Annotated in this window: 18 protein-coding genes; 17 read left to right on the plus strand and 1 reads right to left on the minus strand. The window is 61.2% G+C overall.

Annotated features, from left to right (window positions below; translation table 11 throughout):
* The first annotated feature begins 42 nt into the window (after positions 1-42).
* The 14 genes from waaF to AWU82_RS25825 all read left to right on the plus strand — a co-directional run bounded on the left by waaF (position 43) and on the right by AWU82_RS25825 (position 15,041).
* Positions 43-1,077 carry a lipopolysaccharide heptosyltransferase II gene (gene waaF, locus AWU82_RS25760; protein ID WP_039766536.1) on the plus strand — a complete coding sequence of 345 codons (1,035 nt, stop codon included), beginning with the start codon at positions 43-45 and terminating at the stop codon, positions 1,075-1,077.
* 1 nt (position 1,078) lies between these two features.
* The gene (gene waaC, locus AWU82_RS25765) at positions 1,079-2,140 is read left to right on the plus strand and encodes a lipopolysaccharide heptosyltransferase I (RefSeq protein WP_007952288.1); all 1,062 of its coding nucleotides are present in this window, start codon (positions 1,079-1,081) and stop codon (positions 2,138-2,140) included.
* Entirely contained in the window at positions 2,140-3,261 is a 1,122-nt protein-coding gene (locus AWU82_RS25770) for a glycosyltransferase family 4 protein (RefSeq protein WP_064382882.1), read from the plus strand. The genes waaC and AWU82_RS25770 overlap by 1 nt, the downstream gene beginning before the upstream one ends.
* Positions 3,262-4,068, plus strand: a complete 807-nt coding sequence (rfaP, locus tag AWU82_RS25775) for a lipopolysaccharide core heptose(I) kinase RfaP (protein ID WP_064382883.1) — start codon at positions 3,262-3,264, stop codon at positions 4,066-4,068. It abuts the gene before it with no gap.
* A complete protein-coding gene (locus AWU82_RS25780; protein ID WP_064382884.1) occupies positions 4,068-4,802 on the plus strand; it encodes a lipopolysaccharide kinase InaA family protein in 735 nt (244 codons plus the stop codon). Before rfaP ends, AWU82_RS25780 begins: the two co-directional genes overlap by 1 nt.
* Positions 4,799-5,551 (plus strand): lipopolysaccharide kinase InaA family protein, encoded by a 753-nt coding sequence (locus tag AWU82_RS25785; protein WP_064382885.1) that lies wholly within the window; start codon positions 4,799-4,801, stop codon positions 5,549-5,551. The genes AWU82_RS25780 and AWU82_RS25785 overlap by 4 nt, the downstream gene beginning before the upstream one ends.
* Positions 5,551-7,002 (plus strand): lipopolysaccharide kinase InaA family protein, encoded by a 1,452-nt coding sequence (locus tag AWU82_RS25790; protein ID WP_064382886.1) that lies wholly within the window; start codon positions 5,551-5,553, stop codon positions 7,000-7,002. The genes AWU82_RS25785 and AWU82_RS25790 overlap by 1 nt, the downstream gene beginning before the upstream one ends.
* 159 nt (positions 7,003-7,161) lie before the next feature.
* Positions 7,162-7,497, plus strand: a complete 336-nt coding sequence (locus AWU82_RS25795) for a YceK/YidQ family lipoprotein (RefSeq protein ID WP_064382887.1) — start codon at positions 7,162-7,164, stop codon at positions 7,495-7,497.
* A 272-nt stretch (positions 7,498-7,769) separates the two neighbouring features.
* Complete coding sequence (locus AWU82_RS25800; protein WP_007952261.1) at positions 7,770-9,527, plus strand: carbamoyltransferase family protein; 1,758 nt, start codon at positions 7,770-7,772, stop codon at positions 9,525-9,527.
* A complete protein-coding gene (locus tag AWU82_RS25805; protein ID WP_064382888.1) occupies positions 9,511-10,641 on the plus strand; it encodes a glycosyltransferase in 1,131 nt (376 codons plus the stop codon). Before AWU82_RS25800 ends, AWU82_RS25805 begins: the two co-directional genes overlap by 17 nt.
* On the plus strand, positions 10,641-11,537 hold the full coding sequence (locus tag AWU82_RS25810; protein WP_064382889.1) for an antimicrobial resistance protein Mig-14: 897 nt from the start codon (positions 10,641-10,643) through the stop codon (positions 11,535-11,537). The genes AWU82_RS25805 and AWU82_RS25810 overlap by 1 nt, the downstream gene beginning before the upstream one ends.
* A gap of 8 nt (positions 11,538-11,545) precedes the next feature.
* Positions 11,546-12,991 carry a PIG-L family deacetylase gene (locus AWU82_RS25815; RefSeq protein WP_064382890.1) on the plus strand — a complete coding sequence of 482 codons (1,446 nt, stop codon included), beginning with the start codon at positions 11,546-11,548 and terminating at the stop codon, positions 12,989-12,991.
* Positions 12,988-14,142 carry a glycosyltransferase family 4 protein gene (locus tag AWU82_RS25820; protein WP_064382891.1) on the plus strand — a complete coding sequence of 385 codons (1,155 nt, stop codon included), beginning with the start codon at positions 12,988-12,990 and terminating at the stop codon, positions 14,140-14,142. The genes AWU82_RS25815 and AWU82_RS25820 overlap by 4 nt, the downstream gene beginning before the upstream one ends.
* A gap of 14 nt (positions 14,143-14,156) precedes the next feature.
* Positions 14,157-15,041: a glycosyltransferase gene (locus AWU82_RS25825; RefSeq protein WP_064384147.1), complete on the plus strand. Its 885-nt coding sequence runs from the start codon at positions 14,157-14,159 to the stop codon at positions 15,039-15,041.
* A 39-nt stretch (positions 15,042-15,080) separates the two neighbouring features.
* On the opposite strand, the gene AWU82_RS25830 is transcribed toward AWU82_RS25825, so the two are convergent.
* The gene (locus AWU82_RS25830; RefSeq protein WP_064382892.1) at positions 15,081-16,943 is read right to left on the minus strand and encodes a bifunctional O-antigen ligase/aminoglycoside phosphotransferase family protein; all 1,863 of its coding nucleotides are present in this window, start codon (positions 16,941-16,943) and stop codon (positions 15,081-15,083) included.
* A gap of 154 nt (positions 16,944-17,097) precedes the next feature.
* On the opposite strand from AWU82_RS25830, the gene msbA reads away from it, so the two are divergent.
* The 3 genes from msbA to AWU82_RS25845 all read left to right on the plus strand — a co-directional run bounded on the left by msbA (position 17,098) and on the right by AWU82_RS25845 (position 21,627).
* The gene (msbA, locus tag AWU82_RS25835; protein WP_064382893.1) at positions 17,098-18,900 is read left to right on the plus strand and encodes a lipid A export permease/ATP-binding protein MsbA; all 1,803 of its coding nucleotides are present in this window, start codon (positions 17,098-17,100) and stop codon (positions 18,898-18,900) included.
* A gap of 200 nt (positions 18,901-19,100) precedes the next feature.
* Positions 19,101-20,522 carry a bifunctional D-glycero-beta-D-manno-heptose-7-phosphate kinase/D-glycero-beta-D-manno-heptose 1-phosphate adenylyltransferase HldE gene (hldE, locus tag AWU82_RS25840; protein ID WP_064382894.1) on the plus strand — a complete coding sequence of 474 codons (1,422 nt, stop codon included), beginning with the start codon at positions 19,101-19,103 and terminating at the stop codon, positions 20,520-20,522.
* Between the two features lie 130 nt (positions 20,523-20,652).
* Positions 20,653-21,627 carry a glycosyltransferase family protein gene (locus tag AWU82_RS25845; protein WP_064382895.1) on the plus strand — a complete coding sequence of 325 codons (975 nt, stop codon included), beginning with the start codon at positions 20,653-20,655 and terminating at the stop codon, positions 21,625-21,627.
* Positions 21,628-21,636: the final 9 nt, after the last annotated feature.

A 21,636-nucleotide genomic window follows, 5' to 3' on the forward strand; every position in this document is an offset into this window, starting at 1 on the left:
CGGGGAGGCGTAAAGCCTCCCCGGTTCGTTTATGGAAACCACATGAATATTCTGATCGTTGGGCCCAGTTGGGTCGGTGACATGGTGATGGCGCAGACACTTTTTCAGTGTCTCAAGCAGCGCCACCCGCAGTGCGAAATCGACGTGCTGGCCCCGGAGTGGAGCCGGCCGATCCTCGAACGCATGCCCGAAGTGCGCAAGGCCTTGAGCTTCCCGCTCGGCCACGGCGCGCTGGAGCTGGCGACCCGTCGGCGGATCGGCAAATCCCTGGCCGGCCAGTACGACCAGGCGATCCTGTTGCCGAACTCCTTGAAGTCGGCACTGGTGCCATTCTTCGCCGGCATCCCGAAACGCACCGGCTGGCGCGGCGAATTCCGCTACGGCCTGCTCAATGACGTGCGCACGCTGGATAAAGAACGTTATCCGCTGATGATCGAGCGTTTCATGGCACTGGCTTACGAGCCGAACGCCGAGCTGCCGAAGCCCTATCCGCGCCCGAGCCTGCAAATCGACCCGGTGACCCGCGAGGCCGCATTGGCCAAGTTCGGCCTGACCCTCGACCGTCCGGTGCTGGTGTTGTGCCCCGGCGCCGAATTCGGTGAAGCCAAGCGCTGGCCGTCTGAGCATTACGCCAAGGTCGCCGAGGCGCGCATCCGTGAAGGCTGGCAGGTCTGGCTTTTCGGTTCGAAGAACGATCACGCGGTCGGCGAAGACATCCGCGCGCGGCTGATTCCGGGTCTGCGTGAAGAGTCGGTGAATCTGAGCGGCGGCACTTCGCTGGCCGAGGCCATTGACCTGATGTCCTGCGCCGACTCGGTGGTCTCCAACGATTCCGGCCTGATGCATGTGGCCGCCGCGCTGAATCGCCCGTTGGTGGCGGTCTACGGTTCGACGTCGCCGGGTTTCACCCCGCCGCTGGCCGAGCACGTGGAAATCGTCCGTCTGGGCCTCGATTGCAGCCCTTGCTTCGACCGCACTTGCCGTTTCGGCCATTACAACTGCCTGCGCCAGCTGATGCCGGACGCGGTCAACGATGCCTTGCAGCGTTTGCAGGGCTCTGTGGTCGAGGTTCATTAACTTGCGGGTATTGCTGATCAAGACTTCATCGCTGGGCGACGTGATTCACGCGTTGCCGGCGCTGACCGACGCCGCCCGGGCGATTCCCGGGATCAAGTTCGACTGGGTGGTGGAAGAAGGTTTCGCCGAGATTCCGACCTGGCACCCGGCCGTAGGCAAAGTGATTCCGGTGGCGATCCGCCGCTGGCGCAAAAATATCTGGAAAACCATCACCAGCGGCGAATGGAAGCGCTTCAAGCAGTCCGTTCGGGCGAACAAATATGACCTGGTGATCGACGCTCAGGGCCTGCTGAAAAGCGCCTGGCTGACCCGCTACGTCAAAGCCCCCGTGGCCGGTCTCGACAAGGGCTCGGCCCGCGAACCGATCGCCGCGCGCTTTTATGACCGCAAACTGGCGGTGGCCCGTGGGCAGCACGCCGTCGAGCGTGTGCGCCAGTTGTTTGCGATTGCTTTGGGTTACGACTTGCCCAAAGGCCTGGGCGATTACGGCCTCAACGTCGAGCGTCTGGTCGAACTGCCGCGCAAGAACGCTTATGTGGTGTTCCTCCACGGCACCACCTGGGACACCAAACACTGGCCGGAAGCCTACTGGCGCGAGCTGACCGAACGGGTCGGTTACCTCGGCGTCGGGATCAGGCTGCCGTGGGGCAACCCGCTGGAGAAGGCCCGGGCCGAGCGCATCGCCGCCGGTTTCAAACACGCCGAAGTGCTGCCGAAGCTGAATCTGGCCGGGGTCGGCAAGGTGCTCGCTGGTGCCCAGGCCTGCGTCGCGGTGGACACCGGTCTCGGCCATCTGGCCGCGGCGCTGGACGTGCCGACAATTTCCCTGTTCGGCCCAACCAATCCGGGCCTGACCGGCGCTTACGGCAAGTTGCAGATTCACCTTGGCAGCGATTTCCCGTGCGCGCCGTGCCTGCAAAAGAAATGTACGTATCAACCGACCGCGCAGGATGCCCGTCAGTTTGACCTGAAACGCGAGTGGCCTCTGTGCTTCACGCGTCTGAATCCCGAGCGTGTTGCCAGCCGACTGAGCACGTTGTTGATGGCTGAGGAGCTGCGCTGATGCAATTGGCTTTTGTCCTGTACAAATATTTCCCGTTCGGCGGTTTGCAGCGCGACTTCATGCGCATCGCCCTCGAATGCCAGAAACGCGGGCACCAGATCCGCGTCTACACCCTGATCTGGGAAGGCGACGTGCCGCCCGGTTTCGAAGTGCTGGTGGCGCCGGTCAAGGCGTTCTTCAATCATCGGCGCAATGAAAAACTCAGCGCGTGGATGGAGGCGGACCTGGCCAAGCGTCCGGTGGATCGCCTGATCGGCTTCAACAAGATGCCGGGGCTGGACGTCTACTACGCCGCCGACGGCTGCTTCGAAGACAAGGCGCAGAACCTGCGCCATTCGCTGTATCGCCGCTGGGGCCGTTATCGCCACTTCGCTGAATACGAGCGCGCGGTGTTCGCCAAGGATGCGAAGACTGAAGTGCTGATGATTTCCGAAGTGCAGCAGCCGCTGTTCATCAAGTATTACGACACGCCGCTGGAACGCTTCCACCTGCTGCCGCCGGGCATCGCCCAGGACCGTCGGCGCCCTGCGGATGCCGACCGGATTCGCGCCGGTTTCCGCGCCGAATTCAATCTGAAGGACGACGAACTGCTGCTGGTGCAGATCGGTTCCGGGTTCAAGACCAAGGGTGTCGATCGCAGCCTGAAAGCGCTGGCCGCCTTGCCTGCCGATCTGAAGAAACGCACCCGGCTGTTTGTAATCGGCCAGGATGACCCCAAATTGTTCCAGATGCAGAGTGCGACGCTGGGCCTGGGCGACAACGTGACGTTCCTCAAGGGGCGCAGCGATATCCCGCGTTTCCTGCTCGGCGCCGATCTGTTGATCCACCCGGCGTACAACGAAAACACCGGTACGGTGCTGCTTGAAGCACTGGTCGCCGGGTTGCCGGTGCTGGTCAGCGCGGTCTGCGGTTACGCCCATTACATCGCCGAGGCCGACGCCGGGCGGGTGCTGGACGAGCCGTTCGATCAGGCGCAACTGGCGCAATACCTGACTGACATGTTGAACGACGACGCTGCACGGGCGGCCTGGAGCCGCAACGGTCTGGCCTTCGCCGAGACGGCCGACCTCTACAGCATGCCGCAGCACGCGGCCGATGTGATTCTGGCGGAGCACGCTTAAATGAAGTTGATGCTGGCTGAACCGTTCAAGAGCCTGTGGGCCGGACGCGATCCGTTCGCCGAGGTCGAGGGCTTGCAGGGCGAGGTGTACCGCGAGCTGGAAGCCCGCCGGACGTTGCGCACGGAAGTCGACGGCAATGGCTTTTTCGTCAAGATCCACCGGGGCATCGGTTGGGGCGAGATCTTCAAGAACCTGCTGACCGCCAAGCTGCCGGTGCTCGGCGCGGGTCAGGAATGGAAAGCCATCCAGCGCTTGCAGGAAGTCGGCGTGCCGACCATGACCGCCGTTGCGTACGGCGAGAAGGGCAGCAACCCGGCGGATCAGCATTCGTTCATCGTCACCGAAGAGCTGGCACCGACCATCAGTCTGGAAGACTTCAGCATCGACTGGGTCAAGCAACCGCCGCAGCCAAGACTCAAGCGGGCGCTGATCGCCGAGGTCGCGCGCATGACCGGCATGATGCACCGCGCCGGGGTCAACCACCGCGACTGCTACATCTGCCACTTTCTGCTGCACACCGACAAACCGGTCACTCCCGAAGATTTCAAACTTTCGGTGATCGACCTGCACCGTGCCCAGACCCGTCCGGCGATCACCCAGCGCTGGCGCAACAAGGATCTGGCGGCGCTGTACTTTTCCGCGCTGGACATCGGCCTGACCCGTGGCGACAAGCTGCGTTTTCTCAAAGGCTATTTTCAGCAACCGCTGCGCCAGATCCTGGCCGAAGAAGCGCCGTTGCTGAGCTGGCTTGAAGGCAAGGCCAACAAGCTCTACGCGCGCAAGCAGCGTTACGGGGATGCGCTCTGATGGCGGGTTGGAATCTGGAGCCTGAATACAGCGATCTTGCACAACACTTCGGTAGCCTCGAAGCGGTATTCGCCCTTCAGGGCGAGCGCCTGACCCGCGATCCTTTGTCCGAAGTCATTCGCGTGCAGCTCAATGGCGTCAATTATTACGTCAAGCGCTACGTCGGCGCCGGCAAAGGCTTGCGGCGTTATCTGGGCAAGCCCCGGGTGAAGATGGAATGGCAGAACCTCAAGCGCTTTGCCAAGTGGGGCATTCCCACCGCCGAAGTGGTGGCGTGGGGCCTGGAGCGCAACGGCATGGCCTACGATCGCGGGGCGATGATCACCCGTGAGCTGCCGCGCACCGAAGACCTGTCGGCACTGGCCGAACGCAACGATCCCAAGCTCAAGGATCGCGCCTGGGTCGACGGCGTCAGCCGGCAACTGGCTGGTTACACCCGGGTCATGCACGACCATCGCTTTACCCATAACGATCTGAAGTGGCGCAACCTGCTGATCGACGATCAGGCGCAGTTGTATCTGATCGATTGCCCGAACGGCGATTTCTGGCGCGGTTTCTGGCTCAAGTACCGGATCACCAAGGATCTGGCCTGCCTCGACAAGGTGGCCAAGTATCACCTGTCGAACACCCAGCGCCTGCGCTTCTACCTGCAATACCGCCAGCGTGACCGGCTGAACGCCGCCGACAAGCAACGGATTCGCCACGTGGTGAGATTTTTCGAGGGACGCGAATGACTGATTTTCTCGCCGAAGAAGACCGTGCACTGCTTGAACGCCACGGTCTAGGCACTTTTGACGCCCTGTGGGCCAAGCAGCTTGAGGCTGTAGATGAACCCAACACCGCCCGTGGTGGCTGGAGCAGCGTGTTTCGTCTGGAACTGGAAGGCCAGGGTTACTACCTCAAGCGCCAGAGCAATTACCTGACCCGCACCTTGCATGCGCCGTTCGGCGAACCCAGTTTTGCCCGCGAATTTCGCAATATCAGCCGATATCGCAAACTCGGCATTCCTGCGCTGCAAGCGGCTTTTTTCGGTGAGCGCAAAGTCGACGGCGAAATCCGCGCGATCCTGCTGACTCGCGCGCTGGATGGCTGGAGCGACCTTGAGTCGCTGCTGGCGCGCTGGTCGCAACTCGGTGCAACGCAACAAACGGCGATCCTCAAGGCCTGCGGGCTGCTGGCTCGGCATCTGCACGGCGTACGCCAGGTGCACGGCTGTTTCTATCCCAAGCACATTTTTCTGCGGGCCAACGGTGACGAGTACCAGGCGCAACTGATCGACCTGGAAAAAACCCGACCGTTATTGTTCGGCATGCGTGACCGGATCAAGGACCTGGAGCCGCTGCAACGCCGCGCACCGGAGTGGAGCGACGCGCAATTGCGTGAGTTGCTGGCGGCTTACCTCGATCAGCCCGCCGACAGCTCGCTGCTCGACCGCTGGCTCGCCCGGCTGACCGCACGACGTAGCCACAAGGAGACCCGCTGATGCAGCTGTCCGAGCTGACCGGTGTCGGGCGAACCCCGCAACTGCCACTGTCGGTAGCCCTCGCCGATGCGGCCGGTCCAGCGGACTTGCAATTGCTGAGTCTGTTGCGCGTGTTGCCGGGGCAGCGTTACGTCGGTGCCGGTGTGTGGCGCGGGCGTCCGGTGCTGGCCAAGTTACTGGTCGGCAACAAGGCCGCGCGACATTTTCAGCGTGAGCTGGAAGGGGTGAAACTGCTCGCCGCCCAGGGCATGACCACGCCGTTGCTGCTGGCTGATGGTCTGAAGGATGGCGAAGGCGGCTGGTTGCTGTTCGAGTTCCTTGAAGGCGCCGAGAGTCTGGGCGATGCCTGGAGCAAGGTCGAATCCCTGCCGGTGCTGGCCGACGAACAATCGGCGGTGCTGGCCGAAGCGCTTGGCGCCATCGGTCAATTGCACGGCAAAGGCCTGTGGCAGGAAGACCTGCATCTGGACAACCTGCTGCGCCACGGCGGCCAACTTTATCTGATCGACGGCGCCGGTATCCGTGTGGAAACTGCCGGCCAGCCGTTGTCACGGCAGAAAGTGCTGGAAAACCTCGGGGTGTTTTTCGCCCAGTTGCCCAAGTCGCTCGAGCCGTTCACCGAAGAATTGCTGGTGTATTACCTGCTGAGCAACAGCGAGCACGCATTGCCGCTGGAAGCCCTGCAAAAGCAGATCGACAAGGTGCGCGCCTGGCGCTTGAAGGATTACCTGATCAAGGTCGGTCGTGAATGCACGCTGTTCAGCGTCAAGCGTGGTGCATTTGCTCTGCGCTCGATTCGCCGCGAGGAAGAGTCCGCGATGCTGCCGGTGCTGGAGCAGGCCGATGCCTTGCTCGATCAGGGTCACCTGTACAAGACCGGCGGCGCGGCCAGTGTCGGCAAGGTCGAGTTCGCCGGGCGTGCGCTGGTGATCAAACGCTACAACATCAAGAATTTTGCCCATTGGCTCAAACGCTTCTGGCGCCCGAGCCGCGCCTGGCATTCCTGGCGCGAAGGCAATCGCCTGGCGTTCCTCGGCATTGCCACGCCCAAACCGCTGGCGGTGCTGGAAACCCGGTTTTTCTGGCTGCGCAGCAAGGCCTATCTGATCACCGAACATCTGGCCGGGCCGGACATCATCGAACGCTTTGCGCCGTACGTTGAAAGCGGCGAGGCGCCGGAAGGCGAGTTGCAGGCGCTTGATCAACTGTTTGCACGGTTGATCGCCGAACGCATCAGCCATGGCGATTTCAAGGGGCATAATCTGTTCTGGCAGGAAGACCGCTGGGCGTTGATCGATCTGGATTCGATGTGCCAGCACGGCTCGCTGGGCAGCTTCGCCCCGGCCTATGCCCGGGATCGTGCGCGGTTCATGCGCAACTGGCCTGAGAGCAGTGCGCTGTATCAGGTGATTGATCAGCGTTTGCCCAAGGATCTAGCGGGCACTGAGTGATTATTTTCGCCAGCGTGTAAGACATTTCTGCAGTTGAATCCGGGTGAGGGTTGTAGTGACAAATCCTTGTGACTTGTCCTACGACCTTCCCGGAACCCATGAACTGCCCCCCGTAAAATCCCGATGTTAGTTTGCCCCGACGTTCCCGGAGGGCAAATCTTGACCATCAAAACGGCTATCACTATCGGCGCATTTTCCCTGGCACTGGCCGGCTGCGGCACCGCCGTCACGGTGTTGCAGGACGACGACGGCGCCACGCGCGGCCTGCGCAAACAGAAGACCTACTGTCAGTCGATCCCGCGCATCTACAGCGGACTCGCCCATGATTTCTGCCTGCTGCACGCGCCGCCTGATCCTACCGGTATTCTGGTACCGGTCGTCCTGCTCGACCTGACCCTGTCCGGTGTGTTCGACACGGCTTTTCTGCCGTATACGATCTATCGCCAGGCGGTGGACGGGAATATCAGTGTTTATTGGCGACCAGGCCGTGGATGAGGCTTTTAAAACTTTTGCGGCTTCCAGAAAGCGAAAAGCCCCGGTGATCTCACCGAGGCATCAACGCCGACCGGGATCTCCCAGTCCGTTTGCAGGGGAGTCTAAGTTGAAGCCTCTGTTGCGTCAACGCACCGGCCGGCCAGTTCCGCTAGAGGTTTGTCGGCGCTTTTAAGCTATAATCCCGCCCTTTAGCTGTCTCTCGCCCGGTGCGAGGGCACATCATTTTTCAAGGCGCATCGCGCCTGAATGCAGACTAAAGAGGCTAGACCCCTGTGGCATTGACGATTCTTGGCCTGTCCGGCGCCCTTAGCCATGATCCTTCAGCAGCCTTGTACATCGACGGCAAGCTGGTCGCGGCGGCTGAGGAAGAGCGCTTCGTACGCGATAAACATGCAAAGAACCGCATGCCCTACGAATCGGCGAAGTTCTGCCTGGAGCAGGCAGGCATCAAGCCGTCCGACGTTGACGTGGTCGCGATTCCGTTCGCCCCGATCAGCATTTTCGGCAAGGCGCGCTGGCAGTACGCCAAGCGTTACTGGTACGCCCCGGACCGTGCGCTCGACGCGATCCTGATGGGCAACCGTCGCTACAAGCGCTATCGCAACAAGATCGTCTGGTGCCTGGAGCAACTGGGTTTCGATCCGAAGAAAATCAAGATCGAGCCGGTTGAACACCACCTGGCCCACGCTTCCAGCGCCTACCACTGCTCGGGTTTCAAAGAGAAAACCGCGATCCTCGGCATCGACGGCAAGGGCGAGTACGCCACGACCTTCTTCGGTTATGGCGAGAACGGCAAGATCCACAAGATCAAGGAATTCTTCGATCCGGACTCCCTCGGCGGCCTGTACGGCGCGATCACCGAGTTCCTCGGTTTCGACATGCTTGACGGCGAGTTCAAGGTCATGGGCATGGCGCCGTACGGCGACGCCAGCAAATACGATTTCTCGCGCCTGGCTTCGTTCGAAAACGGCGAGCTGGTGATCAACACTGACTACGCCAACGTGATCGGCCTGCGTCGCTATAAAGAGAAGGGCAAGGGTTACTACTTCTCGCCGAAGCTGATCGAGTGGCTGGGCCCGAAGCGCGAAGGCGACATCGCCGACGAGCCTTACATCCACTACGCTGCCAGCATTCAGGCGCTGTTCGAAAAAATCGCGCTGCAGATGATCGACTACTACCTGGGCGACGTGCTCAAGGAAACCGGCAAACTGGCCTATGCCGGTGGCTGTGCGTTGAACGTCAAGCTCAACCAGAAAATCATCGCCCGCGACGACGTCAAGGAACTGTTCGTGCAGCCTGCCTCCGGCGATGCCGGCACCGCAGTCGGCGCAGCGGCCTATGTGTCCAACGCCCGTGGCGTGCCGGTCGAGAAGATGGAACACGTCTACCTCGGCCCGTCGTACAGCAACGAAGACGTGATCGCCGCATGTGCCCGTCACGAGAACAAGCCGACCTGGCGCAAGCTTGACAACATGCCGGAGCAGATCGCCAAAATCATGGTCGATGGCAACCCGGTGGCCTGGTTCCAGGGCCGCATGGAGTTCGGTCCGCGCGCGCTGGGCGGTCGTTCGATCATCGGTTGCCCGAGCGTGGCTGGCGTGGCTGACCGCATCAACCACCAGATCAAGTTCCGCGAGCGCTGGAGGCCTTTCTGCCCGTCGATGCTCGACACCGTTGCGCCACAGATGATCAAGATCGATCACCCGGCGCCGTTCATGACCTTCACCTTCGAAGTGGCGGAAGAGTGGAAGACCCGCGTGCCGGAAGTCGTCCACGAAGACGGCACGTCCCGGGCCCAGGTGCTCAAGCGCGAATACAACCCGCGCTACTATGACATGATGAAGGCGCTGGAAGTGCTGACCGGCAACGGCGTGTCCCTGAACACCTCGCTCAACCGCCGTGGCGAACCGATGATCTGCTCGCCGACCGACGCACTGAACATGTTTTTCGGCTCGGATCTGCAATACCTGATCATGGAAGACATCCTGGTGGTCAAAGAAGGCGCAAACGCTTATGACACGCTCGGCTGAACGCCATGTGCTGCAGTTCTCCCACGGCTATGACGGGCCGTTCCTGGACTGCGCGCGGCAGTACGCCAGCCTGTTCGCGGGTACCGGTTATCGGGTGACCACGGTCTTTCTGACCGGGGCCGCCGATAGCGAGGTGGCCGCAGCCTGCGCCTCCGATGAAGTGTTGTTCATGGAATACAGCTCCAAGGCCATTCGTGGCCTGAAGCTGGGCGCCATCGGCGATCTGCGCAAGATCGCCGCTTCCCGCAATTTCAGTTTCTGCATCGCCCATCGTTTCAAGCCGATCTACATCGCCTTGCTCGGTACTTCGCTGCCGGTGATTGGCGTGCATCACGCGTTTGGCGATTACCAACGCGGCACGCGCAAACTCTTTGCGCACATTTGCCGCAAGCGTCTGAGCCTGCTCGGCGTGTCCGATGCGGTGCGGGACGACATGCGCCGTTGCCTGCCGAAATGGCCGGCAGCGCGCATCCAGACCCTCTACAACCGCATCGATATCTCCGCGTTGCAGATGAGTCAGGTGTCCGCCCGTGAAGCCCGCGAAACCCTTGGTCTGTCGGCGGATGCCTTCATTGTCGGCAATGTCGGTCGTCTGCACCCGGACAAGGATCAGGCCACGCTGCTGCACGGTTTTGCCGCAGCGCTGCCCGGTCTGCCGGCCAATAGCCAATTGGTGATTCTCGGCGAGGGGCGGCTTGAGGATGAACTCAAGACACTTGCCCGTGAGCTGGGCGTCGGGGATCGGGTGCTGTTTCTCGGCCAGGTGCCGGACGCGCGCAATTACTTCCGGGCGTTCGATGTGTTTGCCCTGAGTTCCGACAATGAGCCGTTTGGCATGGTGCTGCTGGAGGCCATGGCTGCCGGCGTGCCGTTGCTGGCCACGGCGTGCGGCGGGGCGAAGGAGGTGGTCGAAGGCGTCGGGATCCTGTTTCCGCTGGGTGACGCCGAGCATCTGGCCCAAGGCTTGAAACATCTGGCCGGCATGGACGAGCAGCAGCGTCGTCAGTGCGCCGAGATGATGTTCGACCGCCTGCGTGAGCGCTTCTCCGATCGAGCCGTACGCGACACGTTCTGGCATTTGCCGCAAGTTACCGATCTGGCACCGAGGGGCTGATGCTCAACCGATTTCAAGGCTGGCGCGAACGTGGCTGGTCGCCCGTTGACGCCTCAACTTATGCACAGGCCTGGCAGCGTTTTGGCGGCAGCGTCGCGACTCATCCCATGGTGGTCGAGCGGCTGGCGAATCTGGCCGGCATCCCGGTGCGCTATCTGGCGTGGGAGCAGCAGGGCGAAATCAAAGCCGCAATCCCGACCTGGGGCCGCGACCTGGCCTTGTCCAAGGACGTGCTCAAGCGCAACGGCAAGAAAGGCCTGTTCGATCTTGGCAACGCCGAGCTGATCCTGCCGGCCGCCGCCGATGCCCAGGCCCCGCTGCGCCATCGCGGGCGCTACCTGTCGGCGCTCAACGAAAACCGCTTCAGCGGCCTCAAGTTGCAGACCGAACAACTGGCCATGGCCCGTACCCCCGAAGAACTGTCGAAGAAGTTTCGCTACAACCAGCGCCGTGAACTGCGCCTGCTGGAAGAGGCGGGCGGCGTGGTGCGGCCGGTCAGCGACTTCTCCAGTGCGGAGCTGGCGGCGGTCTACTGCGACCTGTTCCAGCGCCGCTGGGGTTTCCCGGCCACAGGTGCGGGGCGCATGGCCGAAGTCGTCGAACTGCTGCGCGAGTTGTTGATCGGTTCGGTGATTTTCCTCAACGACGCGCCGATCGCCATCCAACTGGTGTACCGCGTCGAAGCCCCGGAGTGGATCAGCGTTGAGTACATCAACGGCGGCGTCGACCCTGAAACCCGCGAATTCAGCCCCGGCAGCGTCCTGAGTTTCCTCAATACGCAATCTGCCTGGGAACATGCCCGGGCCCTGAACAAGCCGCTGCGCTTTTCCTTCGGTCGCGCCGACCGTGAATACAAGGATCGCTGGTGCAATCCTGTGCCGGTCTTCACCGTATGAGTCAACCCATGAGCCGCAAACAGCAACTGCTCAAGCGTCACCGGCGCAATAAACGAATCGGCCTGCTGATCGCACTGATCGTGTTGATCGCCCTTGGCTTGCTGGTGGCCTGGTGGCTGCCGCTGGTGCTGGCGGTCATTGGCTGGATTGCCCATGAGGCGTGGTTCGCCGATCACCTGTTCTATTCGCCGAAAGACGATTACCAATACAGCTTTCCGCCGTTCACTCCGCAGCCAAAGGTGCATCTGAACGGCGAACAGTTGCGCCTCGACGAAGGTGTGATGCTGGTGGACGACGCCACGCTGATCCTCGCCGTGAAGGTCAAAAGCAGCTGGCTGGGACGCTTCTTCGATCCTCGGATCGAGTTGGTCGGGGGCACCCATCCCGACGCGCAGACGTTCGAGCGCGGCGTTAACGGCCTGCGTTATCTGAACCTCAGCGGCCAGGCGCAGGCCCTGTCGCAAGGCCAGTTGCGTCTGCGCGGGCGCTTTTGCCGGGTGTCCGGCGAGCCGGTGCTGTGGGCGCTGGAACAACCGGACTACCGCCAGCAGCGGATGATGGTCATCGCGCCTCACGCCGACGATGCCGAACTGGCTGCCTACGGTTTGTACAGCCAGGCCAAAGAAGCCTGGATCGTGACCCTGACCGCCGGCGAGATCGAAGCCGAACATTATCAACGGATGGGCCTGAACAAGGTCGAGGCGGCGCGGCTCAAGGGGCGTCTGCGCGCCTGGGACAGTCTGGCCGTACCGCGCTGGGCCGGCGTGCCGCAGGAACACTGCATGCAGCTCGGGTATTTCTGCCTGCAACTGGCGGCGATGCAGGCTGCACCGAATCAACCCATTGGCTCGCGCGAAGCCGATCTGAGCGACACGCGGATGTTCCGTCAGCTGAATCCGTTTGTCCTGCCCGGCGATGCCGACGGCGCGCCGACCTGGAACAACCTGCTGGCCGACCTGCGTGACGTGCTGTCCCGCGCGCGCCCGGATGTGATCGTGATGCCGCACCCGACGCTGGATCCGCATCCCGATCACATCTGCGCCCAAGAGGCGGTGCTGGAAGCCTTGCGCGGCCTCGAATGGCAGCCGACGCTGCTCGGTTACGCCAACCACTTGCACGACAACGACCGTTGGCCGATGGGCGACAGCGGGCAGGGCATCGCCTTGCCGCCGACGTTCGATGCGACCCTCGCGATGCAGCCGCTGTGCCTGCCGCTGTCGATCCAATTGCAACGGGACAAGGCCATGGCGCTGGGCATGATGCATGACCTGCAGCCACCGGCCCCGTTCAAGCGTCGCCTGCGCCGGTTGTTTCAGCGACTGCTGGCCGGTCGGCGTCCGTCGGTTTATGGCGAGAACGAATTTTTCCGCAAAGCAATCAGACGCCAGGAGTTGTTCTGGGTACTGAAGCAGAGCGAAACAGGGGCGACGGCATCGCACCGGGGAGAGGTATGAGTCAACGCGCAAAGGTGCTGCAGCTGCAGCCCGATTACAACGTCAAATCCCATGATTTCGCCGACCTCGCCGAACAGATCGTCAAGGCGCTGCCGACCGACCGTTACGAAGTGACCGCCGCCTTCCTGCGCGGCAAACCCGGACCGGGCGAGGCGGTCAGCCGTGCCGACCGTTCGGTGTATTTCGAGTTTTCCGACAAGTCCCTCAAGGGCATGCGCCTGCGGGCGATGTGGCAGCTGTACAAGTTCTGCCGTCGGGAGAAATTCGACGTGGTGATCTGCAACCGCTTCAAGCCGGTGAACATGATGCTGACGCTCAACCGCTGGTTGAAGGTGCCGCTGTGCATCGGCATTTCCCACGGTTTCGGCGAGTACGACCGCTTTTACCGTCGTCGCCAGACTCAGCGCCTGATCGATCGGCACTGGCGGTTCGTCGGGGTGTCGCCAGCGGTCAAGCAGTACCTGCTGGATTGCAATTGCGGTTTCAATGACCAGAACACCTACGCGATCACCAATGCCATCGACATCGAACAGGCCGAGGGTTTGCAGCACAGCCGCGAGCGTGCCCGTGAATTGCTCGGCATCGACCCGAATGTGCTCCTGATCGGGGCACTGGGGCGGTTGGTGTCGGTCAAGGGCCACACTTATCTGTTACAGGCTTTCGCCCAACTCAAAGACAAATACCCGAACACCCAGCTGGCAATCATCGGTGCCGGACGCCTGCAGGCGCCGCTGGCGGCCGAGATCGAACAGTTGGGCCTGAGCGGTCGCGCGCACCTGCTGGGCTTCAAGGAAAATGCTCTGCAATACGTGCGCGCGTTCGATATCTGGACCATGCCGTCGCTGGCCGAAGGCCTCGGTCTGGCCTTGCTGGAAGGCATGAGCGGGCACCTGCCGGTGATTGCCTCGAACGTGCCGGCCATGTTGCCGCTGATCGAAGGTGCCGGTGGCTTGTCAATCACACCCAAGGACGTACCGAGCCTGGTCGCGGCGCTGGACAGCTACCTCGCGCTGTCGGATGACGAGCTCAAGGCCAAGGGCGAGCAGGCTTACCGCTACTTGCAGGAACAGCACGACATCGAGGTTTTCCGCCAGGAATACCTGAATTTGATCGACTCCGGCCTGGAGCAGGCCCGCAAGGAACAGCCATGAGCGATACAAGTGCCATGAGCGGTGTCCAGCCCCTCGTCACCGTCATCATCGCGTCCTACAACCACGGGCCGTACATCGAAGAAAGCATCCTCAGTGTCATCAATCAGACCTACCGGAACATCGAGCTGCTGGTGATCGATGACGGTTCGAAGGACGATAGCGTCGAGCGCATCCAGGCCTTGCAGGAAAAGCACGGCTTCGATTTCCGGGTGCAGCAGAATCAGGGCCTGACCAATACGCTCAATGGCGCGATCGCGCGGGCCAAGGGCAGTCTGATCGTGCCGTTCGGTTCCGACGACATCATGTACCCGGACCGGATCGCGACACAGGTCGCCTACATGGACGGCAAGCCGGAAGTGGGCATCTGCGCCGGCAACATCGAGTTGATGGATGCCGACGGCAATCTCTATCCGGAGAAGCGTCAGCGCCGGGACGTACCGTTCCGGCGCCTGGATTTCGATGACATGTTTCTGGAGCGCAAGCCCTACCCGCCGGCGCCGACCCTGATGATTCGCCGCGAAGCACTGGACAAGGTGGGCGGGTTCGATCCGACGATTCGTCTGGAGGATCTGTACATCGAACTGAAAGTGACCCGCGCCGGGTACTTCATCGATGGGTTGAACGTGGTCATGGCGCGCTATCGCAAGCACGCCACCAACTCCTACAAGAACCACCGTTTCATGATCGAAAACATCCTGCGCACCTACGCGCGGTTCAGCGATCATCCGCTGTACGACGAAGTGCGCTACAAGTCGCTCAATTCGATGTTTCTGAAGACCGCCAGCCGCGACCGCAAACTGGCGCGGGAGCTGCTGGCGCAGATTCCTTTCAAGGCCTGGAACAAGAAGACCTGGCGCGGGCTGGGCCGGTTACTGTTTTTGCCGCTGGAGAAAGACTGAGGTCGTTGTCGCTCGCACTGAACGCACTGGTCTGAATCATCAATGAACCCGAGCCGGCGCGTTGCCGGCCAGCACTTGCCTGTGCAGATTCTCTACGGCGGATTTCGACGCCGTTACGGCATACCCCTGGAGCAGTGCCTCGAGGTGATCCTCGAACAGCCAGCGCCGGTCGACGGTGTAGCGTTGCATGTGGCGCAGATTACGCTGACGCAGTGACAGGCTGAGGGGCGAAGGGTAGATCCGCAGGTCGGCCAGATCGATCAGCCCGAACTCGCCATCCTCCAGCACCAGCACATTGCCCAGATGCAGCGAGCGGAAATACACGCCCTGCTCATGCAGGCCGGCCATGAATTTGCCAAAACGTTCCACCAGCGCCTGTCGCACTGCCGGCGCGGTGATGCCCTGCAAGACCTGGCGCAGAGTGTGGCCCGGCAGCGGCGTGTAATGCACGGCGCTGCTGCCGTCGTCGAGGCGATACAGGTTCAGCACCTGGGGCGTGGGAATGCCCATCCGGCGCAACTGTTCGCTGTTGACGGCAAACCGCTCGGAATACGGGTTGAAACTGCCCGAGGTGTACCAGCGACGGCGGCGAAACAGCTTGAGAAAGCTGCCATCGGCCAGACGCAGGACCTTCGGACCGAGTCCGTCTTCCTCGATGACCTGGGCGCCGTTGCCGAGCTGTTGCAGAGCGGATGCCGAAAGCTTCTGTACCGGCATTGTCAAAAGGCGTCGGGCCCGTTGATTGATGCTCAGGGCTGCAATCAGCGCCAAAGGAATCCACAGCAGGAACCAGTGCTCCTTGGGGCGCGAAATGATCCCGCCACCCTCGGTCAGCCCGGCACCGATGCCGAACACCAGCCAGGTCGAGGCGATGATCAGCAGCGGCTGCACGCGCTGGCGCCAACTGCTCAGCAAGCCCCAGGCCTGAAAAAACAGCCACGGCAGCATGCCGAGGATCCCGACGTAATAAAGCACGCCCAGCGCAAAGCTGTGGGGTTCCTGGAAGCTGTAACCGACACCCGGATCAATCGCCAGTGTGGCGTTGTAGCCGTGGCCGATCCATGGGTGTTCGGCGATTTTTTCCAGGGCTTGCTGCCAGATTTCGAAACGGTAGGAGTCACCGCGTTCGATGATCATCTTCGAGAACAGCACCGACGTGGTTGCGCCGCCGAACACCAATGCCCCCAGCAGCACCAGCGAGCGACGGTTCCAGCAAATCAGGCTCAGCCACAATGCCGCCATGGTCAGCGCCATCAGCGGGGTGCGCGAGCCGGTTCCGATCACGGCCATGAACATGATCAGCATCGCGGGAATGCTGAGCCAGTACAGCCGGCGATTCTTGCAGGTCATGCTCAGGCTGAGCCAATAGGCGCAGAAAAATCCGAACAGATGGGAGCTGAGCAAAGGGTTGTCGAACGCGCCACCACCGATCAGGCGCTCGCCGGGATCAGAGTGGAGCACGAATGGAATCAGGAAACTGATCGTTGCGACCAGGGCCACCAGCGCGGCGCCGAACAACAATGGCGAAAGAATGTCGCTGCGGTAGCGAACCAGCAGGACACATCCGGCGAACAGCATCAAGGTATGCAGCGGGGGCTTGAACATACCGCTTATCGGTTCTTCCTGCGGACCCCAGCAAAGGCTCAGCAGTGCCCAGGCGGCAAACAGCAGCAGCGCAATGATCACCGGCTCACGCAGCATTTCCTTGAGTTCCCGCGGGCGCAGGCACAGTGCAATCAGCGTCGGAATGCTGAACAAGCCGTAAAACAGCTTGTGAAGAACACTGCGACCCGGCAGGAAAAACAGCGCGCACAAGAGCAGGAAGTAGCCGGCGGGAAGTATCCACAGGCTGATGAAGTCGAAAATTCGATTGGACGTACTGCTGAAGCCGCGAAGTTGCATGCTGAGAGATTCAATCCTGAAGTTGATCGGCCATTTCGATGATGGCTATTTGACGCAGAAAAAGACGCCTAACAATAACAGCCTTTGGCCGATTGCCAGAACCCTGAAGAAGCTGTGCTAAAGTCAGCGTCCTTTTTATCGACTTTCGCGTGATATGACCGACTCCAGTCCCGCCGCAAGCCCTTCGAGCTTGAAAATCTACTTCCGCCTGCTCGGCTATGTCCGGCCGTACATCAGTCTGTTCCTGATCAGCATCGTCGGTTTTCTGATTTTTGCCTCGACCCAGCCGATGCTCGGCTACATCCTCAAGTACTTTGTGGACGGCCTGTCCAATCCCGAGGCAGTGCTGTTTCCCAGCGTGCCTTACCTGCGCGATCTGCAGCTGTTGCAGGCCGTACCGCTGCTGATCATCCTGATCGCCGCGTGGCAGGGCCTGGGATCCTATCTGGGCAACTATTTTCTGGCCAAGGTTTCCCTCGGCCTGGTGCATGACCTGCGGGTGCAGTTGTTCAACAACTTGCTGGTCCTGCCCAACCGTTATTTCGACAAGCATAACTCCGGTCACCTGATTTCGCGTATCACCTTCAACGTGACGATGGTCACTGGGGCGGCAACAGATGCGATCAAGGTCGTAATCCGTGAGGGCATGACAGTAATCTTCCTGTTCGCCTCCCTGCTGTTCATGAACTGGAAGCTGACGCTGGTGATGGTCGCGATCCTGCCGCTGATTGCCGTCATGGTGCGCACCGCGAGCAAGAAATTCCGCAAGCAGAGCAAGAAAATCCAGCTGGCCATGGGCGACGTGACCCACGTGGCGTCGGAAACCATCCAGGGCTATCGAGTGGTGCGCAGCTTTGGCGGCGAAGCCTACGAAGAGAAACGTTTCCTCAATGCCAGTCAGGGCAATACCGACAAGCAGCTGCGCATGACCCGCACCGGGGCCATCTACACGCCCATGCTGCAACTGGTGATCTACAGCGCCATGGCGATCCTGATGTTCCTTGTGCTGTACCTTCGCGGCGACGCTTCGGCCGGTGACATGGTGGCCTACATCACGCTGGCGGGCCTGCTGCCCAAGCCGATCCGCCAGTTGTCCGAAGTCAGTTCGACCATCCAGAAGGGCGTGGCCGGTGCCGAAAGCATTTTCGAGCAACTGGACGTCGAGCCTGAAGTCGATACCGGCACGATCGAGCGCGACTCGGTCAGCGGTCGCCTCGATGTACGCAACCTGAGCTTCACTTATCCGGGCACCGAGCGTCAGGTGCTCGATGACATCAGCTTCTCGGTCGAGCCGGGACAAATGGTGGCGCTGGTGGGACGTTCGGGCAGCGGCAAGTCGACCCTGGCCAACCTGATTCCGCGCTTCTATCACCACGACAAGGGCGAAATCCTGATCGATGGCGTGGAAGTGGAGCAATACAAGCTGCTCAATCTGCGGCGTCATATTGCCCAGGTTACCCAGCACGTCACGCTGTTCAGCGACACCGTGGCCAACAATATCGCCTATGGCGATCTGGCCGGGGCGCCGCGCGAAGACATCGAGAAAGCCGCGCGTGATGCCTACGCCATGGACTTCATTGCACAGCTGCCCCAAGGCCTGGACACCCAGGTCGGCGAAAACGGCGTGCTGCTTTCCGGCGGTCAGCGCCAACGTCTGGCGATTGCCCGTGCCTTGCTCAAGAACGCGCCGTTGCTGATTCTCGACGAGGCGACCTCGGCACTCGACACGGAATCGGAGCGGCACATTCAGGCGGCGCTGGATCAAGTGATGAAAGGCCGCACCACGCTGGTGATCGCTCACCGTCTGTCGACCATCGAGAAGGCCGACCTGATTCTGGTCATGGATCAAGGCCGGATCGTCGAGCGTGGCACCCACGACGACCTGCTGGCACAGAACGGCTACTACGCGCGTCTCAACGCCATGGGTCTGGACGCCCCGGCCGAAGACATCGCCTGATCCGGCCTCGATAACGCCGGGCGCGCAATATGCGTCCGGCGTTTTTTCTCGCTGCAGCGGTCTGTCGTCGGTTGAGGACCTCCTTGCTTGAAAAATGCACAAAAAGGCCAGTGCTTCAATCCTGTTGCAGCCGCCGCACAAGCCTTCGCCAACCCTGTGTTAATATCGCGCCCCTGTTCATTTTGTATGTGGGTTGCTCCATGAAGTTGTCCATGCCGCGATTCGATCAAGCCCCTGTCTTGGTGGTCGGCGATGTCATGCTCGACCGTTACTGGCATGGTGGTACCTCACGGATTTCCCCTGAGGCGCCGGTTCCTGTCGTTAAAGTCGAGCAAATCGAAGACCGCCCGGGCGGTGCCGCCAACGTTGCCTTGAACATTGCCGCGCTGGGCGCGCCGGCGTCGCTGGTCGGTGTGACCGGTGACGACGAAGCCGCCGACAGCCTGAGCAACAGCCTCAAGGGTGCGGGCGTGCGAGCCTTGTTCCAGCGCATCGCGCACCAGCCGACCATCGTCAAGCTGCGGGTCATGAGCCGGCACCAGCAATTGCTGCGTATCGACTTCGAAGAACCGTTCGCCACCGACGCACTGGCCCTAGGCGCGCAGGTCGACGACCTGCTGGAAGGCATCAAAGTGCTGGTGCTGTCCGACTACGGCAAAGGTGCCCTGAAAAACCATCAGGCGCTGATCCAGGCTGCGCGTGCCAAAGGCATTCCAGTGCTGGCCGACCCGAAGGGCAAGGATTTCTCGATCTACCGTGGCGCGAGCCTGATCACCCCGAACCTCAGCGAATTCGAAGCCATCGTCGGCGGTTGCGCCGATGAGCACGAGCTGGTGGCCAAGGGCGCGACGCTGATGCATGACCTGGAACTCGGCGCACTGCTGGTCACCCGTGGCGAACACGGCATGACCCTGTTGCGTCCGGATCATCCGGCGCTGCATTTGCCAGCGCGGGCCCGTGAAGTGTTCGACGTGACCGGTGCCGGCGACACGGTGATTTCCACCCTGGCGGCTGCGATTGCCGCTGGCGAAGAACTGCCGCACGCGGTAGCGCTGGCCAACCTGGCGGCGGGCATCGTGGTCGGCAAGTTGGGTACGGCGGCCATCAGCGCCCCGGAACTGCGTCGCGCCATTCAGCGTGAAGAAGGTTCCGAGCGCGGTGTATTGGGCCTGGAGCAGTTGCTGCTCGCGGTGGCCGATGCTCGTGCACACAACGAAAAAATCGTTTTCACCAATGGCTGCTTCGACATCCTGCATGCCGGTCATGTGACCTACCTGGAGCAGGCGCGGGCTCAAGGCGATCGTTTGATCGTCGCGGTCAACGATGATGCTTCGGTCAGCCGCCTCAAGGGGCCTGGCCGTCCGATCAACAGCGTCGACCGGCGCATGGCTGTGCTGGCGGGGCTTGGGGCGGTGGACTGGGTCATCAGTTTCCCTGAAGGCACGCCAGAAAACCTGCTGCGTGAGGTCAAGCCGGACGTGCTGGTCAAGGGCGGGGATTATGGGATTGACCAGGTGGTCGGCGCCGACATCGTGACGGCTTATGGCGGCACCGTGAAAGTGCTGGGACTGGTGGAAAACAGTTCGACGACCGCGATTGTCGAAAAAATCCGCAGTCGTTGATCAGATGGATCTTTATCGTTTTGTACTGCGTGTGAACGGATTTTGCCTTGGGGATCTAACCGTTTCCGTTGATGTTGGCAGGTTTGAATCCGCTGCGCTTGCCTGCTTACGTCGTGTGGTCATTTAACCTATGAAAGTCATGCTCCTGGTGATGAACGAACAGCGGGTCATTCTCGACCGGCTCTACGACATCGTGCAGCAGAACTGTGATGAATGCATCGTCTATCGGCTCAGCAAACAGCAACAGATGAACCTGGGGCCTTTTTTGGCCTCGGTTGATTACCAGACCTTTGATCGTGTCGTGATCTTCTCCAGAGTCAAGCGCCTGGTCCCGCAGTTGCGGGTGCTCAAGTGCATTCCCGGGCTGGTCTTTCTCGAACACGACGCCTACCAGAACTACATGCCCGCCAGTAAATATCGTGGCGTTTATTCGCGTCTCTACAGGCGCCTGCCGAGTTGCCGGGCGCTGGTATCCGGGGCGGTGGTCGCACGCAAGATGCTTGCTGAAGGCATCGACACGGTGTTCGTCTCCAAGGGTTATGACGAGCAGATGCTGCGCAACACCGGGTCCGAGCGCGACATTCCCATCGGTTTTCTCGGCAGCCTGAAGAGCACCGAGTACGCCCAGCGCAAGGCTCTGCTCGAATCGCTGGCGCAGCGTACCGGTATGCTGGTGACCCGCACCCGCTCCGGCTCCGAGTACCTGGAAACGCTCAATCGGATCAAGATTTTCGTCAGCGCCGACATCGGCATGAACGAGTTCATGATCAAGAACTACGAAGCCATGGCCTGCGGTTGTGTGCTGCTTGCCTGGAGTCAGGGCGAAGAAGACAAGTTGCTCGGTTTCGAAGACATGCACAACACCGTGTTCTATCGCAGCGAAGACGAGGCGGTGGAAAAGATCAAACTGTTGCAGGGCGATCCGGAGCTGTCGCAGCGTATCGCCAGCAATGGTCAGGCCTTTGCAGAAAGTCGCTATTCCTTCGCCCGTGTCGGCCAGGCCCTCGCCACTGAAATACAGCGCGAGATGCGCCCATGGCAGCCGCCGTCAGCATTCACGCGGTTCTGGGTGAAACTGCGTTTCGGCATGAAGGTGCCGGTCTGAATGAAGGAT

Source organism: Pseudomonas glycinae, assembly GCF_001594225.2.
Taxonomy (GTDB): Bacteria; Pseudomonadota; Gammaproteobacteria; order Pseudomonadales; family Pseudomonadaceae; genus Aquipseudomonas; species Aquipseudomonas glycinae.

Excerpts from the sequence above, each read along its gene's own strand:
- AWU82_RS25805 (WP_064382888.1), top strand. The coding sequence starts at position 9,511 with ATGACACGCTCGGCTGAACGCCATGTGCTGCAGTTCTCCCACGGCTAT.
- AWU82_RS25825 (WP_064384147.1), top strand. The coding sequence starts at position 14,157 with ATGAGCGGTGTCCAGCCCCTCGTCACCGTCATCATCGCGTCCTACAAC.
- AWU82_RS25780 (WP_064382884.1), top strand. The coding sequence starts at position 4,068 with ATGGCGGGTTGGAATCTGGAGCCTGAATACAGCGATCTTGCACAACAC.
- AWU82_RS25815 (WP_064382890.1), top strand. The coding sequence starts at position 11,546 with ATGAGCCGCAAACAGCAACTGCTCAAGCGTCACCGGCGCAATAAACGA.
- hldE (WP_064382894.1), top strand. The coding sequence starts at position 19,101 with ATGAAGTTGTCCATGCCGCGATTCGATCAAGCCCCTGTCTTGGTGGTC.
- AWU82_RS25790 (WP_064382886.1), top strand. The coding sequence starts at position 5,551 with ATGCAGCTGTCCGAGCTGACCGGTGTCGGGCGAACCCCGCAACTGCCA.
- rfaP (WP_064382883.1), top strand. The coding sequence starts at position 3,262 with ATGAAGTTGATGCTGGCTGAACCGTTCAAGAGCCTGTGGGCCGGACGC.
- AWU82_RS25845 (WP_064382895.1), top strand. The coding sequence starts at position 20,653 with ATGAAAGTCATGCTCCTGGTGATGAACGAACAGCGGGTCATTCTCGAC.
- msbA (WP_064382893.1), top strand. The coding sequence starts at position 17,098 with ATGACCGACTCCAGTCCCGCCGCAAGCCCTTCGAGCTTGAAAATCTAC.
- AWU82_RS25770 (WP_064382882.1), top strand. The coding sequence starts at position 2,140 with ATGCAATTGGCTTTTGTCCTGTACAAATATTTCCCGTTCGGCGGTTTG.
- AWU82_RS25810 (WP_064382889.1), top strand. The coding sequence starts at position 10,641 with ATGCTCAACCGATTTCAAGGCTGGCGCGAACGTGGCTGGTCGCCCGTT.
- AWU82_RS25830 (WP_064382892.1), bottom strand. The coding sequence starts at position 16,943 with ATGCAACTTCGCGGCTTCAGCAGTACGTCCAATCGAATTTTCGACTTC.
- waaF (WP_039766536.1), top strand. The coding sequence starts at position 43 with ATGAATATTCTGATCGTTGGGCCCAGTTGGGTCGGTGACATGGTGATG.
- AWU82_RS25785 (WP_064382885.1), top strand. The coding sequence starts at position 4,799 with ATGACTGATTTTCTCGCCGAAGAAGACCGTGCACTGCTTGAACGCCAC.
- AWU82_RS25820 (WP_064382891.1), top strand. The coding sequence starts at position 12,988 with ATGAGTCAACGCGCAAAGGTGCTGCAGCTGCAGCCCGATTACAACGTC.